This window comes from Parvibaculum lavamentivorans DS-1 (assembly GCF_000017565.1).
GTDB lineage: Bacteria > Pseudomonadota > Alphaproteobacteria > Parvibaculales > Parvibaculaceae > Parvibaculum > Parvibaculum lavamentivorans.
Genome location: NC_009719.1, coordinates 1,925,473 through 1,941,367 on the forward strand (window position 1 = coordinate 1,925,473; position 15,895 = coordinate 1,941,367).

13 protein-coding genes and 1 pseudogene are annotated in these 15,895 nt (G+C 58.5%); 11 read left to right on the forward strand and 3 right to left on the reverse strand.

The features are described 5' to 3' along the window. Positions 1–5: 5 nt before the first annotated feature. The 3 genes and pseudogenes from PLAV_RS08995 to PLAV_RS09005 all read left to right on the forward strand — a co-directional run bounded on the left by PLAV_RS08995 (position 6) and on the right by PLAV_RS09005 (position 3,612). A complete protein-coding gene (locus tag PLAV_RS08995; RefSeq protein ID WP_012110685.1) occupies positions 6–1,157 on the forward strand; it encodes an aromatic ring-hydroxylating oxygenase subunit alpha in 1,152 nt (383 codons plus the stop codon). 28 nt (positions 1,158–1,185) lie between these two features. Continuing rightward, the gene (locus PLAV_RS09000) at positions 1,186–2,301 is read left to right on the forward strand and encodes an LLM class flavin-dependent oxidoreductase (RefSeq protein ID WP_012110686.1); all 1,116 of its coding nucleotides are present in this window, start codon (positions 1,186–1,188) and stop codon (positions 2,299–2,301) included. A 46-nt stretch (positions 2,302–2,347) separates the two neighbouring features. After that, positions 2,348–3,612, forward strand: a pseudogene (locus PLAV_RS09005) (cytochrome P450). Positions 3,613–3,684: 72 nt separating this feature from the next. On the opposite strand, the gene PLAV_RS09010 reads toward PLAV_RS09005, so the two are convergent. Next, positions 3,685–4,425, reverse strand: a complete 741-nt coding sequence (locus PLAV_RS09010; protein WP_012110687.1) for an enoyl-CoA hydratase/isomerase family protein — start codon at positions 4,423–4,425, stop codon at positions 3,685–3,687. 92 nt (positions 4,426–4,517) lie between these two features. Beyond that, on the reverse strand, positions 4,518–5,393 hold the full coding sequence (locus PLAV_RS09015; RefSeq protein WP_012110688.1) for an alpha/beta fold hydrolase: 876 nt from the start codon (positions 5,391–5,393) through the stop codon (positions 4,518–4,520). A 170-nt stretch (positions 5,394–5,563) separates the two neighbouring features. Between PLAV_RS09015 and PLAV_RS09020 the strand changes: the two genes are divergently transcribed. From PLAV_RS09020 to PLAV_RS09045, 6 genes are all read left to right on the forward strand, one after another. Beyond that, entirely contained in the window at positions 5,564–6,367 is an 804-nt protein-coding gene (locus PLAV_RS09020; RefSeq protein WP_012110689.1) for a FadR/GntR family transcriptional regulator, read from the forward strand. 88 nt (positions 6,368–6,455) lie between these two features. Next, complete coding sequence (locus PLAV_RS09025; protein ID WP_202944011.1) at positions 6,456–7,616, forward strand: NAD(P)H-dependent flavin oxidoreductase; 1,161 nt, start codon at positions 6,456–6,458, stop codon at positions 7,614–7,616. Between the two features lie 48 nt (positions 7,617–7,664). Next, a complete protein-coding gene (locus PLAV_RS09030) occupies positions 7,665–8,111 on the forward strand; it encodes a PaaI family thioesterase (protein WP_012110691.1) in 447 nt (148 codons plus the stop codon). A gap of 125 nt (positions 8,112–8,236) precedes the next feature. Beyond that, positions 8,237–9,871 carry a flavin-containing monooxygenase gene (locus PLAV_RS09035; RefSeq protein WP_012110692.1) on the forward strand — a complete coding sequence of 545 codons (1,635 nt, stop codon included), beginning with the start codon at positions 8,237–8,239 and terminating at the stop codon, positions 9,869–9,871. A gap of 156 nt (positions 9,872–10,027) precedes the next feature. After that, positions 10,028–11,281 (forward strand): cytochrome P450, encoded by a 1,254-nt coding sequence (locus PLAV_RS09040; RefSeq protein WP_012110693.1) that lies wholly within the window; start codon positions 10,028–10,030, stop codon positions 11,279–11,281. Between the two features lie 106 nt (positions 11,282–11,387). Beyond that, positions 11,388–11,714 (forward strand): 2Fe-2S iron-sulfur cluster-binding protein, encoded by a 327-nt coding sequence (locus PLAV_RS09045; protein WP_012110694.1) that lies wholly within the window; start codon positions 11,388–11,390, stop codon positions 11,712–11,714. A gap of 229 nt (positions 11,715–11,943) precedes the next feature. Here the strand turns inward: PLAV_RS09045 and PLAV_RS18895 are convergent, their stop codons facing one another. Then, complete coding sequence (locus PLAV_RS18895) at positions 11,944–12,672, reverse strand: TetR/AcrR family transcriptional regulator (protein ID WP_012110695.1); 729 nt, start codon at positions 12,670–12,672, stop codon at positions 11,944–11,946. A 270-nt stretch (positions 12,673–12,942) separates the two neighbouring features. Between PLAV_RS18895 and PLAV_RS09055 the strand changes: the two genes are divergently transcribed. After that, positions 12,943–14,424 carry a 4-hydroxyphenylacetate 3-hydroxylase family protein gene (locus PLAV_RS09055; RefSeq protein WP_012110696.1) on the forward strand — a complete coding sequence of 494 codons (1,482 nt, stop codon included), beginning with the start codon at positions 12,943–12,945 and terminating at the stop codon, positions 14,422–14,424. Then, positions 14,424–15,884 carry an aldehyde dehydrogenase gene (locus PLAV_RS09060; RefSeq protein WP_012110697.1) on the forward strand — a complete coding sequence of 487 codons (1,461 nt, stop codon included), beginning with the start codon at positions 14,424–14,426 and terminating at the stop codon, positions 15,882–15,884. The genes PLAV_RS09055 and PLAV_RS09060 overlap by 1 nt, the downstream gene beginning before the upstream one ends. Positions 15,885–15,895: the final 11 nt, after the last annotated feature.

Consider the following 15,895-nt stretch of genomic DNA (forward strand, 5'->3'; position numbering starts at 1 on the left):
CGATCATGAAACACGAAGCCCAGGTCGAGCAGTTGCGGAAGATCTTCGGCTATCTCGACGCGGGTGAGACCGCGATGGGCGATGCCGTGTATCGTCATCATGTCAGTGACTACACCAGTCCGGATCAGGCTGGCCGAGAACGGGAGATGCTGTTCCGGCATGAGCCACTCCTGATCGGATTGAGCTGCGAATTGCCCAATCCCGGCGACTATGTAACCGACGATTTTTCGGGCGTTCCGATCCTGGTGGTGCGGAATGAAGCGGGGCAGGTCAATGCCTTCATCAATGTCTGCCGCCACCGTGGCGCGCGCGTTGCGTCGGGCTGCGGCAGCGGCAAGACCGTGTTCAGTTGTCCCTATCACGCATGGACCTACGACCGGAGCGGCAGGCTGAGGTCGATACCGTTCGAGCAGGGCTTCGAGAGCGTCGACAAGACGAGCAACGGCTTGCGGCCTCTGCCGGTGGTGGAGAAATACGGCATGATCTGGGTCATGCCGACGCCCGGCGGGTCGATCGACATCGACGGCCATCTTGCGGGGATGGCGGACGATCTCGTCGCGTTCGGCCTTGCGAGTTACAGCCACTACGAGACACGCGTGCTCCGGGCCCGCCTCAACTGGAAGCTCGTGATCGACACGTTTCTCGAAACCTACCATCTGAGCACACTTCACAAGAATACGATCGCGCCGATCCTGCACTCGAACCTCGGCACGTTCGACGGCATGGCACGAAATCTGCGCATGATTGGCGCCCGCAAGACGATCGACGCGTTGCGCCAGAGGCCGGAAAGCGAGTGGGATCTGGTCCGCCACTCCGCGCTTGTATACGTGCTCTTTCCGAATACGGTCTTCATCATGCAGGGCGATCATCTGGAGACGTGGAGGGTTTATCCGGGCGACAGCGTGGATGAATCAAAAATGCACGTCTCTCTCTATACGCCCGAACCCGCCGTGACCGACAAGGCCAGAAAGTACTGGACCAAGAACATGGACTTGCTGATGGCGACCGTGCAGCAGGAAGATTTTCCGCTGGCGGAAAATATCCAGCGTGATTTTCACTCGGGTGCACAAGATTTTGTGACTTTCGGCGCCAACGAGCCGGCTCTTGCATACTTCCACCGGTCGATAAAAAAGACGCTGGGGATAAACGCCGTGTGAAGCGGAATTGAACAAAAAGGAGATTCCCATGCATGTCGGCATGAGTACGTTCTTTCAGAACCTCGCTGGCGGTTATACCGACCAGGAGGTCTACGCCCATGAAATCGCGATGGCCGACATGGCCGAGCCGCTCGGCTTCGATTCTATATGGGCGGCCGAGCACCATTTCGACGAATACACCATGTGCCCGAACGTGGCGCAGTTTCTCACTTATATGGCTGGCCGTACCAATAGGGTCGGTCTCGGCTCGATGGTGATGGTGCTGCCTTGGCACGATCCCGTCCGGCTCGCGGAAGAAGTGCTGGTGCTCGACCATGTTTCGAAAGGCCGCGCCATTCTGGGCGTTGGCCGCGGCCTCGGCCGGATCGAGTTCGAGGGCTTCCGCATCAATATGGGTGAATCCCGCGAACGCTTCGTCGAATATGCGGAGGCAATTCTGAACGCCTTCGAAACGGGCTATATCGAGGCGAACGGGAAGTTTTACAAACAGCCCCGAACGGCCATCAGGCCGTTCCCGTTCCAGAGTTTCCGCGGCCGGACCTATGCGGCGGCGGTTTCGCCGGAGTCGGCGCGCATCATGGCGCGGCTCGGCATTGGCATTCTGATCATCGCTCAGAAGCCTTGGGAAACGACGGTCGCCGAACTCAACAACTACCGGGAAATCTACAGGGAGATAAACAGTACCGAGGCGCCCAAGCCGATCATCGCCAGTTTCATCGCCTGTCATGAGGACGCATCGGTCGCTCAGGAGATATACGAAAAATACATAAGGGGATACAGCCGTTCGGCCCTGAACCATTACGAATTTCATAACAAGGGGCTCGCGGACATCAAGGGCTATGAGTATTACGGAGCGCTCGCCCGGAATATCGAAAAGCACGGAGTCGACGAGTTTGTCGATTTTCTGGCGAAGCTTCAGGTCTGGGGCACGCCGGATCAGGTCTACGAGCAGATCATGGAAAACCAAAAGCGCGTCGATGCGGCGGGGCTGATTTCCATTTTCAGCTATGGCGGCATGCCGCAGGAACTTTCCACCAAAAACATGAAACTTTTCGCGGAAAAGGTTTTACCGCGTCTGAAGCGTCAGGAAGTCAATGGAAGTGTCGGCGGCATGCGCGGTCGCGTGACAATCGCCGCCGAATAGGAGTGGTTGCGCCGGTGAATATTCGTCCACAAACGAGGATAAGATCATGAGCAGCATGAACGTAGCCGAACGCGTCCAGTCCTTGGACGATCCATATGCCATTCCGCTCGACAAACTCAATGTCAGCGATCCGGAGCTCTTCAGGTCCAATCGGATGTGGCCGTATTTCGAAAGGCTGCGTCGCGAGGATCCCGTGCATTATTGTGCGGAAAGCGCTTATGGACCTTTCTGGTCCGTGACAAAATACAAGGACATCATGCATGTCGAGACCAATCATGGCGTCTATTCGTCCGACGTCGAGCAGGGGGGATTACGATTCGCGACAATAATGCGGGTCTGAAGCTTCCGATGTTCATCGCAATGGACCCCCCGAAGCACGACGCGCAGCGGAAGGTGGTGAGCCCGATCGTCGCTCCGGCCAATCTGGCCAAACTCGAAGGCACGATCCGCGAGCGCGCCGGCAAGATTCTCGATTCGCTTCCGGTGAACGAGACGTTCAACTGGGTCGATCGCGTGTCGATTGAGCTGACGACGCAGATGCTCGCCACCCTGTTCGACTTCCCCTGGGAAGAGCGCCGGAAACTCACCCGCTGGTCCGACGTCGCAACCTCGGAGGAAGCCTTCAAGACACCGGAAGGCGAGGCAGCCCGCGAAGCAGAGCTTCTCGAATGCGCCGCCTATTTTACCGAGTTGTGGAATCAGCGCGTCAACGCGACCGAACCGGGCGGCGATCTTATCACCATGCTAGCCCAGGGTGAGTCCACCAAGAACATGAGTCCGGCGGAGTATTTGGGAAATGTCATTCTGCTGATCGTCGGCGGTAACGACACGACCCGCAATTCGCTCACCGGCGGCTTGCTCGCGCTCCACGAGAACCCGGATCAGTACAGGAAGCTGCGCGAAAATCCGGCGCTCGTTGAAACCATGATACCGGAAATCATCCGCTGGCAGACGCCGCTCACCCACATGCGCCGCACCGCGCTACAGGATACCGAGTTGGCCGGCAAGCGGATCAAGAAGGGTGACAGGGTTGTCATGTGGTACGTCTCGGGTAACCGGGACGAGGAGGCGATCGACGAGCCGAACCGTTTCATCATCGATCGTGCAAGGCCGCGTCAGCATCTCTCCTTCGGCTTCGGCATTCATCGCTGCGTCGGCAACCGCTTGGCGGAAATGCAACTCCGCATTGTCTGGGAAGAAATCCTGAAGCGCTGGCCCGACAAGCCGATCGAAGTGGTCGATGAACCAAAGCGGGTCTTTTCCAACTTCATCAAGGGCTATGAGGCATTGCCGGTAAGAATCCCGGGCTGAACCTGGAGGAGGCGGGTGGAAAACTTCCACCCGCCACATAAGGTCGAAGGCGGCGCGGCGCGTGGCCCGCCGTCATTTTTTTCCGAATGAGGCGACCCGTTCGCGCGCGTCGTAACAGGCACCGGGGCTATGCGCGAGTTCGTAGGCCATCCCCGCTTGGGCGGTCATGCCGTCGGTCGCGCTCAGCAGACCTTTGTTGACCTGGTTGCTGTAGGTTGAATTGGCGGCGATACGCTGAGCAAGGTCGTTTGTCGCCTGTTCCAGTTCGACATCGTCGACACAAATGTCGACCAGCCCCATACGCTCCGCCGCCTCCGCCGCGAAAATATCGGAGGTAAACATCATCTGCTTGGCCTTCGACAGCCCGACGCGACGCGGCAGTCTTTGCGTCATGCCCCAGAGCGGGCTCAGTCCCCACTTGCTATGCGTGTCGCCGAACTTGGCGGAGCGCGCGGCGATGATGATGTCTGCCGCGAGCGCAAGCTCCAGTCCGCCAGTATAGCAATGCCCGCGGATGCAGGCGACGACCGGTTGCGGCAGTTCGGCCAGCGCCTGAATGGTCTTCGCCTGGAAATGCGGTTCCGGCGGGCGCTCGCCCTTCTGGATGTCCTTCAGATCGTGGCCGGCTGAAAAAGCCTTGCCCGCGCCCGTGATGATGACGCATGCCACCTCGTGAACCTGTCCACGAAGCGCATCCACATGCTCGCGCAGTTCCTCGAACAGCGAGACATTGAGCGCGTTCAAGGTTTCTGGACGGTTGAGCGTCAGCGTACAAATACGCCCGCTGTCCTTGCGAAGAACCAGATTCGACATCGGCTTTCTCCCTTCTTCTTCTCGATTTTTATTTGTTTGGGTTGTCTTCATCTGTCGAAGACGTACACGCGTGAATGAATCCACCCGTGGGGCTACGATGTGCTCGCGGCAGGCGCCATTCGCGTCAGAAAATCCAGAACGGCGCTTGTAAATATGTCGTTCTTGTCGCCCGCTACCATATGGCCCGCATTTGCGACATCGATAAACTCGGAATGAGGAACAATTTCGGCGAATTGCCGCGCCGCTTCGACCGTCACGAGGTCGCTGTCGCGGCCCCGGACAAGGAGCGTCGGTATTTTCAGGGAACGTGCCGCCATTTGGAGGCGTTCGGGTTCGCGGCTGCCTTGCGGCTTTTGTGTGCCGGTGATGAAACGTGGATCCCAATGCCAGTAGTAGCGGCCGTTTTCCCTGAGGCGAAGGTTCTTCGCCAGTCCGCTCAGGTTTTTGGGGCGAGGCCGACCGGGCATGTAGCGCGAGATCGTATCGGCTGCTTCCTCAAGCGAGGCGAAGCCTTCTTCCAGATTTGACGCCATGAATCCGAGGATTTTTTGAACCCCCTCCATGTTCATCTGAGGGGTGATGTCGACAAGGACCAGCGCCGCAAACCCGCGCCGTCCGGCCTTTGCGTATTCTCCCTGCGCGATCATGCCCGCGATGCCGCCCAGAGATGCGCCGACCAGGACAGGAGGCACGGAGAAGCCGTCCGCGACGTCGAGGAGATCCTCCGCGAAACGCTCCATCCTGTAGTCTCCGTCCGGAGACCAGTCGCTTTCGCCGTGCCCGCGCAAATCGACGGAGAGGGCGTAATACCCGTTTTCCCCCAACCTTCTACCGCAGGCTTGCCAAGCATGGCGTGTCTGCCCGCCGCCATGGGCGAGCATAACCGGACGCGCCTGGTCGGGGCCGAATGCGTCCGCCGCGATTTTGAGATTTTGGGCAAGGATGAACAAGGTCCGGTTTGCTGACATCAAACGCTTTTTTCCATGTTTTCATATGTGTATTCAAAGGCCGAAATCCATTATGATGAATTAACAGGGCGTTGCAAACACGGACGACGGTGTTGTAGTCGGGTTCTTCCAACCGTTCCCTGATCAGGGGCGATTGATCTTAAAAACAATGAAGTATGCGGGTATCTGAAATGAAAGCGATCGCGTCCGTTTCACGAGTCAACCGATTTCCGAAAGGGTCCGGCAAGCGTGCCCTCACAGTTGCAAGGCAGATTGTCGAGGACATCGAGCAGCAAGGTGCCGAGGTCGGAGATCGCTTGCTGCCAGAACAGGAGATGCTCGTACGGTATGGGGTGGCCCGCGCGACTTTGCGGGAGGCCCTCAGGTTTCTGGAACTGCAGGGCATCATTTTTCTGCGGCCCGGCCCTGGCGGTGGGCCGATCGTTCAGGAGCCCCGACCGAAAGATTTTGCCAGTACAATGGCGTTGCTGCTGCAGTTTCTCGGCACCACGTTCCGTTCGCTGATTGAAGTGAGACAAGCGGTCGGCCCGACCATGGCGGCGCTTGCGGCGGAGCGTGCGTCCGATGAGGATATCGACAAGCTGAATACGTCATTGGCCACTTTGAAGACGCTGTCCGTATCTTGCGACTCCTATGCGGAGGAGAACAGGCGTTTCCACGACGTGCTTGCATGGGCGTCTGGCAATCCCTTGATCGGATTCCTAATCGGTTCGCTTCACAACATCACGAATGCGTCGGAAGTCGGTATAATTTATACGGAGGGTGAGCGTGACTATCAGATCAAGGCGTACGGACGGCTTCTCAAGGCGATTGAAGATCGCAACCCAGACCTCGCTTTCACCGAAATGTCCCGGTTCATAAGCCGATCGGACAAGTATCTGGAAGCTCGATATCCCGACATCATGTCCAAAATCGTGCGTTGGCAGGATGCGGACGACCTGAGCGTGCCGCGGGTTCCCCGACGGAAACGCTAGGCGAGTGTTCGCGATTGCGATGTCGTTTTTGCAGCACTTGCGCCGCTCCCCGGGTGTCGCTAATTTATGATCATAAATAGCGCGGCCAATGAAGTCGCCCCATGGGAGGTTAGCTATGACTCTGCATAGCCGAGTATGTGATATTCTAGGTATTAAATACCCGATCTTGCTGGCCGGTATGGGCGGCGCGAGCGTTCCGCGGCTTGCGGCGGCGGTATCGAATGCGGGTGGCCTCGGTGTGCTTGGCGCGGCTGCTTGCTCTCCCGATCAGTTGCGCGAATGGATTCGGGAAACGCGATCGCTGACGGACAAGCCATTTGGTGTTGACACCCTGCTGCCAGCCTCCGTGCGTAGGGAAGCCTACAAGGGCAAGGCGGGTCCGTCTCCGATGGATATGCTGCCTGAGTACCAAAAATTCGCGCAAGATTTTCTGAAGAAGGAAAACATTCCGCCGCTGAAATCCAGGGCGCGGGAATCCGAGGAAGCTCACCGGTCGTCAAAATCGAACGCGCCGCTGTTTTCCAAGGAATTCTTCGAAGCGCAAATGGAAGTCGTTGTTGAGGAGCGGGTTCCTGTCTATGCGGCGGGTCTCGGCAATCCGGGGCCCTGGCTTGATCGGCTCCATGCCAACGGCACCAAGGTGATGGCAGTCGTCGGCGCGGTAAAGCATGCGCTGCAGGTAGTCAATTCCGGCATCGATCTGATCGTTGCGCAAGGCCATGACGGGGGCGGGCACAATTCACCCGTCGGAACGATGGCGCTCATTCCGCAGGTTGTCGATGCGATCGCTGGCCGCATTCCAGTGCTTGGTGCGGGCGGCATTTCCGATGGGCGCGGCATCGCGGCTGCAATGATGCTCGGCGCCGAAGGTGCCTGGATCGGTACGGCGTTTCTCGCCACCGAAGAGGCGGGCATCGAGGACTTCCAGAAGGAAGCGATTGTCGAGTCGGGTGACGGTGACACACTGGTTTCTCGAACCGTCACCGGAAAGCCGGCCCGGATCATTCGCAACAAGTGGTCCGAGGCTTTTGTCGAGGCGGGTCTGGAGCCGTTGCCCATGCCCTTCCAACCCATGGTTGCGATGCCGGTGCTGGCGGCGGCGGCGGCGGTAAAGCGGAAAGATATCGCTCCCGGTTTCGCAGGGCAGGGCATGGGTCTCATTCACAAGGTAAGGCCGGCTGCGGAAGTCATGGCCGATCTCGTGAAAAGCGCCGAAAACTCGTTGAGCAGCGCAAACACCTATCTGTAAGCCTCGGCTGCGCGCCTTGGGGATCATTGAAGGTTCGGAGAAAACGAAATGACAATTGTTGCAAAACTGCCGGAGTTCAACCAGGAAATCGCACAGGGCTTCATAAACGCCAGCAATTCAATGAAAGGGTTGCCCGAGTTTCTGGGGGTCCGCATCACGCATATCGAGCCGGGCAAGCTCACTGCCGAGATGGAAGTCTCCGACCGGCTGTTGACGCCGATCGGAAACATGCATGGTGGGGTGCTGGCTGCGATGTGCGACCATGTTCTCGGCTGCGTTTGCTATCCGCATATGCGGAAAGGACAGTGGGCGGCCACGACGGAATTCAAGCTCAATCTGCTGGCGCCGGTATCGTCGGGCAAGGTGATAGCAGTGGCCGAATTGATCGCGATGACAAAATCGACTGCGGTGGTTCGTATAGATGTGACGAACGAGGGCCGCGCCTGTTGTGCGGCCCAGGGCACCGTTCTCATTCGCGATCCAAAGCCCGCTTAGGCAACGCAGCTCCCCTCCCGGCGCTGCGAGGAAGATTGCTCGGCGACCGAATATGGTTTCGATGAGGTAAATTCCGGAACGACACCCACCGTTTCGTGGCTGGGATATGAAGGGAAGCTGTTTCCATGAGTTCGGTACAATCCAGCCAGACGCAAAAAAATGACGATGCCGAAGTATTTGATGCCCTCATTGTCGGAGCGGGATTCAATGGCATCTATCAGCTTCACCGCTTGCGGCAAGAAGGTTTCAAAGTGCGCCTGTTTGAGGCCGGTGCCGACATGGGGGGCATCTGGTACTGGAACTGCTATCCTGGCGCGCGGGTCGATTCTCATATCCCGATTTATGAATTTTCGATCGAGGAGTTATGGCGCGACTGGAACTGGACCGAGAGGTTTCCGGCTTGGGATGAACTGCGCCGCTACTTCCACTACGTCGACAAAAAACTCGATCTCAGCCGTGACATAAGATTTGGCATGCGCGTCAGCGCGGCAGAATTCGACGAAGCGCGCGATCAATGGGTCATTCGCACGACCGATGGCACCGTCGTGCGCGCCCGGTTCTTTATCCTTTGCACAGGTTTTGCGTCGAAACCCTATATTCCGAACTACAAGGGTCTTGAAAGCTTCGCTGGAGAATCATTTCACACGGGATTGTGGCCCCAGGAAGGCGCCAGTTTCACGGGCAAGCGGGTTGGCGTCGTGGGAACCGGAGCGAGCGGCGTTCAGGTGGTGCAGGAAGCCAGCAAGGATGCGGCGCATCTGACGGTGTTCCAACGCACGCCGATCCTCGCTCTGCCGATGCAGCAGCGCAAGCTCGACGTCGAGACGCAGCAGCGGATGAAGGCTGATTATCCGGAGATATTCCGTATACGGCGGGAGACGTTTGGCGGATTCGACATTCTGAGGGACGAAAGGTCCGCGCTGGAAGTGCCGCCGGAAGAGCGCTGCGCGCTTTATGAAAAGCTCTGGCAAAAAGGTGGCTTCCACTATTGGATTGGTGGATTTTCCGACATCCTGACGAATGAGGAAGCAAATCGTACCATGTACGATTTCTGGCGCGACAAGACCCGCGCCCGGATCAAGAATCCGGCATTGGCAGACAAACTCGCACCGATGGAGCCGCCGCATCCCTTCGGCGTCAAGCGCCCCTCGCTGGAGCAGTGGTACTACGAAGCGTTCAATCAGGACAACGTCAGCTTGGTCGATGTGCGCGAGATGCCGATCGTGGAAATAGTTCCCGAAGGAGTGCTTACGTCGGATGGGTTGGTTGAGCTCGATATGCTTGTCCTGGCGACCGGGTTCGATGCCGTGACCGGCGGGTTGACCCAGATCGATATACACGGGACGGGCGGCATAACGCTCAAGGAAAAATGGACCGAGGGTGCACGTACTTATCTCGGTTTCGCGACGTCGGGATTCCCGAACATGCTTTTTCTTTACGGTCCGCAAAGTCCTTCCGGATTCTGCAATGGCCCGACATGCGCCGAAATGCAGGGTGAATGGGTCGTCGATTGCCTCAAGCATATGCGCGAGAATAACAAGGGGCGGATTGAGGCGACCGCTCAGGCGGAGGAAGAATGGGCGCAGCTCCTGAATTCCATCGCCGGCATGACACTCTTTCCCCGGGCCGATTCCTGGTACATGGGCGCTAACATTCCGGGAAAGCCGCGTCAGCTTCTTAATTTCCCCGGCGTACCCATTTATATGGACCAGTGCAATACCGCTGCGGCCAAGGATTATGAGGGATTCGTCTTGGATTGATGGAACTGGGGCGGCCTCCCTACCGTTTTTTGGAGGGCGCGTGCGGGAACGAAAGTGTTTGACGCTGAATCGCCCACATGATTTATTATAATGAATTTGGATAGCATCCGCACGACGGGTGGATGCTGCGTAGACGACGATCTGGAGGGCAGAGAGATGACGACCGACACATTGGTTGGAGATACTGCTTCGACGGTCCCGCTTTCTCAGATGGATGTCAGCGATCCAAAGCTCTTTCAAAGCGACATGATTGGGAGTTACTTCGCCCGGCTGCGGCGGGAAGACCCCGTCCATTATTGCCCCGAGAGCGCCTACGGGCCCTACTGGTCGGTAACGAAATTCAACGACATCATGCAGGTCGAGGTGAACCACCAGACATTTTCCTCGGAGGCTAAACTTGGTGGTATCGCCCTGCAGGACATGCAAAGCGGCGAAGCGGCGCTTGAGCTTGAGATGTTCATTGCGATGGATCCCCCCAAGCACGACGCTCAGCGCAAGGCAGTCAGTCCAGCTGTCGCCCCGTCCAATCTTGTTCTGCTGGAGCCCATCATCCGCGAGCGCGCAGGGATTATTCTCGATTCTCTTCCCATAGGCGAGGAGATCGATTGGGTTGATCGAGTTTCCATCGAGCTTACGACAATGACGCTGGCGACACTGTTCGATTTCCCTTGGGAGGAGCGGCGCAAGCTCACGCGCTGGTCAGATGTTGCGACCTCAACACCAGAGACGGGCGTGGTTTCTTCGTTTGAGCAGCGCCGCGAGGAACTCCTCGAATGTGCGCACTACTTCAAGGGTCTGTGGGACCAGCGGGTCAACGAGCCGCCGAAGCCCGATCTGATCTCGATGATGGTGCATTCGCCGGCGACGCGGGACATGCCGTATCTCGAATTCCTCGGAAACCTGATTCTCCTGATCGTGGGCGGTAACGACACCACGCGCAATTCCATCAGCGGCGGGGTGCTCGCTCTTAATCAGAACCCGGCCGAATATCGCAAGCTGATGGCCGATCCGGATCTCATCCCGAAAATGATCCCCGAGATCATCCGTTGGCAGACGCCGCTGACGCATATGCGTCGGACGGCGCTCATGGACGCCGAAATCGGTGGCAAGAAGATCAGGAAGGGCGACAAAGTCGTCATGTGGTACCTCTCGGGAAACCGGGACGACGAGGTGATCGACCGTCCGAACGAGTTCATCATCAACCGTCCGAATTCCCGTCACCATCTTTCCTTCGGTTTCGGCGTACATCGCTGTATGGGGAACCGCGTGGCGGAGCTGCAGTTGCGCATCATCTGGGAAGAAATCCTGAAGCGTTTCAGCAAGGTGGAGGTCGTCGGCGCACCCGAGAGAACGCTGTCCAACTTCATCCGAGGGTTCACCCATTTGCCGGTGAAGCTGTACGTGCATTAGAGCCGGGCCCGGTCCGGCGCATTAATTCGCGACGGAGCGGCGCTCGCGGTTCGTCGCGAAAACGCCCCAGCCGGCTTTTCACCCGGCATGATTGACAAGAGAAAAAATGCCCACAATCATTTTCATCGAACCGGACGGCGTCGAATATCCGATTGCGGTCAAGAGCGGCACAACCGCGAGGGATGCCGCAGTCAACAACAGTGTGCCGGGTATTGACGGCGATTGCGGCGGCGAGTGCGCCTGCGCGACCTGCCATGTACATGTCGATGCCGCGTGGATGGCCCGGACCGGCATGGCCGAGCCGGGCGGCATGGAAGCCAACTTACTACAGTTTGCCGAGGGTTCGACGGAAAACAGCCGCCTTGCTTGTCAGATCACCATGACCGACGATCTCGACGGTCTCATGTTGAGAATACCTGACGGTCAGCACTAGGGTCCGAACCCTAGTCGCAGTCGGCGCGCGGATTTCGAGGCCCCTCCCCCGATCCTCCCCTTGAAAGACGGGCGTCGACTGCCCCTTGGGTCGAGAGAGATACTCCTGACCCAAACCTTGTCTTCGTGCCGATCTCGAAAGCCGGCAGTGTTGGAATGCTGAATCAGCCAAACTCATTCGCCTTCGAAGGCGCCGCTTTTCTCCAAGTGTTGGTTTAGCGAGCCTGTTCTTATTTTTTCCCGTTCTGCGACGTTCGCTTATTTCGCGAGGGTTCTGTTTTGTGTATGCCGTCTACGGACATTCCGTCGACCACGAATTTGAGCAGTACATGCATGTTTTTTTTGAAGATGCTGTGGCTGACATAGGTTCCCAGCCAGGTTTGCAACTGCTGATAATAGATGGCAAACAGACACCGCGCTGCTTCGACCGGATCGATATCGGCGTGAATTTCGCCGCGCGACTGAGCGGCTGAGACGAAATGGACAAGCTTTTCGATAATCGCTTCTGGAATGGTGAGCACGTCTTTCCGGCGCCCGGGGTTGCCGGAGAAGCTGAGTTCGCGAATTAGCGCGCGGGCAATGACAACATCGCGTCTGTGATATTCAATAAATCCGTCGAACAATGACTCCGTTTGCTCAAGCAGCGGGGCCTTCTTCCGAATTGTTCCATACACTTCCTCTATCAACTGGCTCATTTCATCCTTGAAAACAAGGATGAGGAGGTCTTCCTTTGATTTAGCATAGAGAAATAGTGTGCCAGCTCCGATGTCGGCAGCTTCCGCCACTTCCTGCGTGGTCGTTTCCGTATAACCCTTGATGTGAAACAGAGTACGGGCCGCCGCCGTGATGCGCGCGACCTTTTCCCGCTTGTTGCGCTCTCTTCGCCCTTCCGTCTGCGGACGTTCTCCCTTTGCGGATTTGGATCTGACTTGCTTGCTAGTTTTCGAGGGTGTGTCCATCGAGCGTCCTGATTATTGTGTGGTTGCGTCCAGCGGCCGCCAGGCCCCGTCTGTCAGATTATTTGGCGGCACGGCAAGTATCTCGACCATTCCTGCGCCAATTGTCGGCGAGCCTCGCCGGTTGACAAGTTTGTGCAACGTGCGGAAGATATGAGTCCACTCATAAATGAGTATATATAAGATATGGATGGTTGCGGGTGGATTTGCCAGCCATGCCACTTGAGCCGGGTGTCGAGACAAGAATCAATACGAGTGTAAAGGGAGAAAGCCATGCCGGCACGTACGGGCGCACAGTTTTTGGAGGGCCTCAAGCAACCTCGGGAGATTTGGGTCGGCGACCGAAAGATCGAGAGCGTCGCCGACGACCCCGCATTCGCGGGCGCGGCGCGTGGCGTCGCAGCCGTCTATGATCTCCAGCATAAAGAGGCTGACGCCTGCCTGATGCCGGATCCCGAGACGGGTGAAAAGATCAATGTTAGCCATATGATTCCTCGATCGAGGCAGGATCTGGCGCGTCGTCGCGCGGGGCTGGAAAAAATCGCCGCATATTCAGTCGGCCTGATGGGCCGCACGCCGGACTATATGAATGTGACCTATGCGGGCTTCGCTGGCCGCGCCGAGGAGTGGGCCGTAAATGGCAACGAGGAGGGCGCGGAAAACCTCGTCAACTATCAGAAATATCTGCGCCGCAACGACATTTCGCTGACGCATACGATCGTCAATCCGACCATTGACAAGGCGCAGGGCGACGCGCCGCAACCCGGCAACGATGTGGCCCTTCGCAAGGTTGGCGAAACGGAGCACGGCATCGTCGTGCGCGGTGCGCGGATCCTCGCGACGCTCGCCCCTTTCGCCGACGAGATTGCGGTCTATCCGTCCCATCCCTTGCCGCCCGATTGCGACGAGTACGCGATCTCCTTCTGCATTCCGATGTCCACCCCTGGTCTCAAATTCATCTGCCGGGATTCGTTTTCCGAAAGCAGCAATTTTTTCGATCACCCCATCTCGGGCCGGTTCGATGAGCAGGATGCCTTCGTGATCTTCGACAATGTCGAAGTGCCCCGGAACCGTCTGCACGTCAACTGCAACACCGCCGTCTACAATTCGGTCATGATGCGCAGCTGGTGGCCGAACGTCATGCAGCAGACAACGGTCCGGGCGCTGACGAAACTCGAATTTGCCTGGGGCCTCGCCTCGCGGATGACCGAGGTGATCAACGACGTCAAGCCGCAGACATGGGAGATGCTCGGCGAAATCTGGAGCTATGCCGAATTGACCCGCGCCTGCCTGAAAGCCGCCGAAGACGGGGCTATAGACTATGGCAACGGCGTCTGGCTGCCGGATGCCCAACCCTTCGCCGCCCTTCGCGCGTCGATGCCGCGATGGATGGCGCGGGTCAGCGAAATCATCCAACTCATCGGGTCGCATAACGTCTTCGCCGCCCCGAGCCGCGCTCAACTCGACGATGCCGGTCTTCGGCCGCTCATCGACCATTATCTGCGCGGCGCTGGCGATGTGGGTGCCGAGCAGCGCGCGCGTGTCTTCCGGCTCGCATGGGATTTCGTCGGCACGGGCCTTGCTGGCCGGAACCTCCAGTACGAGCGCTTCTATCTCGGATCTTCGGTCCGTAACTATCAGATGGCCCATCTGTTCGGTGACCGCACCCGCGCCAACGAGTTGGTCGATCGCTTTCTGACCGAGGACATTGGCGCGATGAAAAAAGCGGACCGCCATGTCGCGGAGGCCGTGTGATGAACGGTAACAGCGTAAAAGTCGCGGGCGTCGACATTTCCACCGATCACTGGATCGGCGGAAAGCGTGTCGCCTCGAAGCAGAAATTCGCCAACTTCTCGCCCATCGACGGCTCGCATCTCGGCGATCTGTCGGCGGGCGGCAAGGCGGAGGCGGATGCGGCCGTCGCGGCGGCACGCAAGGCCTTTCCCGCCTGGGCGGCGCTCGGTCCGAAGGGACGTCTGCCGATCCTCAAGAAGTTCGCCGAAGGCATCAAGGCGCGGGTGAACGATCTCGCCGCCGTCGAGACGATGGACAACGGCTCGCTCCTCATGGGCAATGTCCATCGTGTCGTGCCGCGCGCGGCGCAGAATATCGAGTTCTTCGCCGACTGGGCTTTGACGCTTGATGGTCATTCGATCGACTCGCCGGAAGTCGTGAACCATGTGAGATACGATCCAGCCGGCGTCGCGGTTCTCATCACGCCGTGGAATGCGCCCCTCATGCTGACCACCTGGAAGGTCGGCCCAGCGCTTGCAGCGGGTAACACCGTGGTCGTCAAGCCGCCGGAATGGGCGCCGCTCACCTGCTCGCTGATGGCCGACATTGCGCATGCGGCGGGCGTTCCCGCGGGCGTTCTCAATGTCGTGCAGGGGATCGGTGAGGAGGCGGGCGATGCGCTCGTCAACCATCCCGATGTCGACCGCATCAGTTTCACCGGCTCGACCGACACGGCGAAGATCATCGGGCAGGCGGCGGCGCGTTCGATCACGCCCATGAGCGCCGAGCTTGGCGGCAAATCGCCCTTCATCGTCTGTGCCGATGCCGATCTCGATGCGGCCGCGCAGACGGTCGCCGGGCAATACATGAATGCAGGTCAGGTCTGCCTCGCAGGCACCCGCATCATGGTCGAGAAGAAGATCGAGGAAGAGTTCCTGGAAAAAGTGCGTGGCGCCGCAAGCCACATGATCGTCGGCGACCCGCGCGACAAGGATACGCGCGTCGGACCGCTCATTCACAAGGAGCACTTCGCGCGCGTGGCCGGTTTCGTCGAGCGGGCCAGGGCGGATGGCGCCGTACCGCTCTGGGGCGGCAACCGCGCGAATTTCGGCGAACTCTATTTCGAGCCGACGCTCTTCGCGAACATCACGCCGGAGCTCGAGATCGCTCAGCGCGAGGTCTTCGGCCCGGTCCTCACCTGGCAGAACTTCTCCTCCGACGACGAGGTGATCGAGCTTGCCAACAACACGCGGTACGGTCTCGCGGGCACCTTGTTCAGCCGCAACGAAAAGCGCGCGATGGACATCGCCTCGCGCGTCACGGCTGGCACGCTCTGGGTCAATTGCTTCTTCGTCCGCGATCTGGCGGCGCCTTTCGGCGGCGCGAAGGACTCCGGCATCGGCCGCGAGGGCGGCACCTGGAGCTTCGATTTCTACACTGACATAAAAAACATTTCGGTCCGCAAGGGATCGTTCGCCTGAGGGGAGGCACA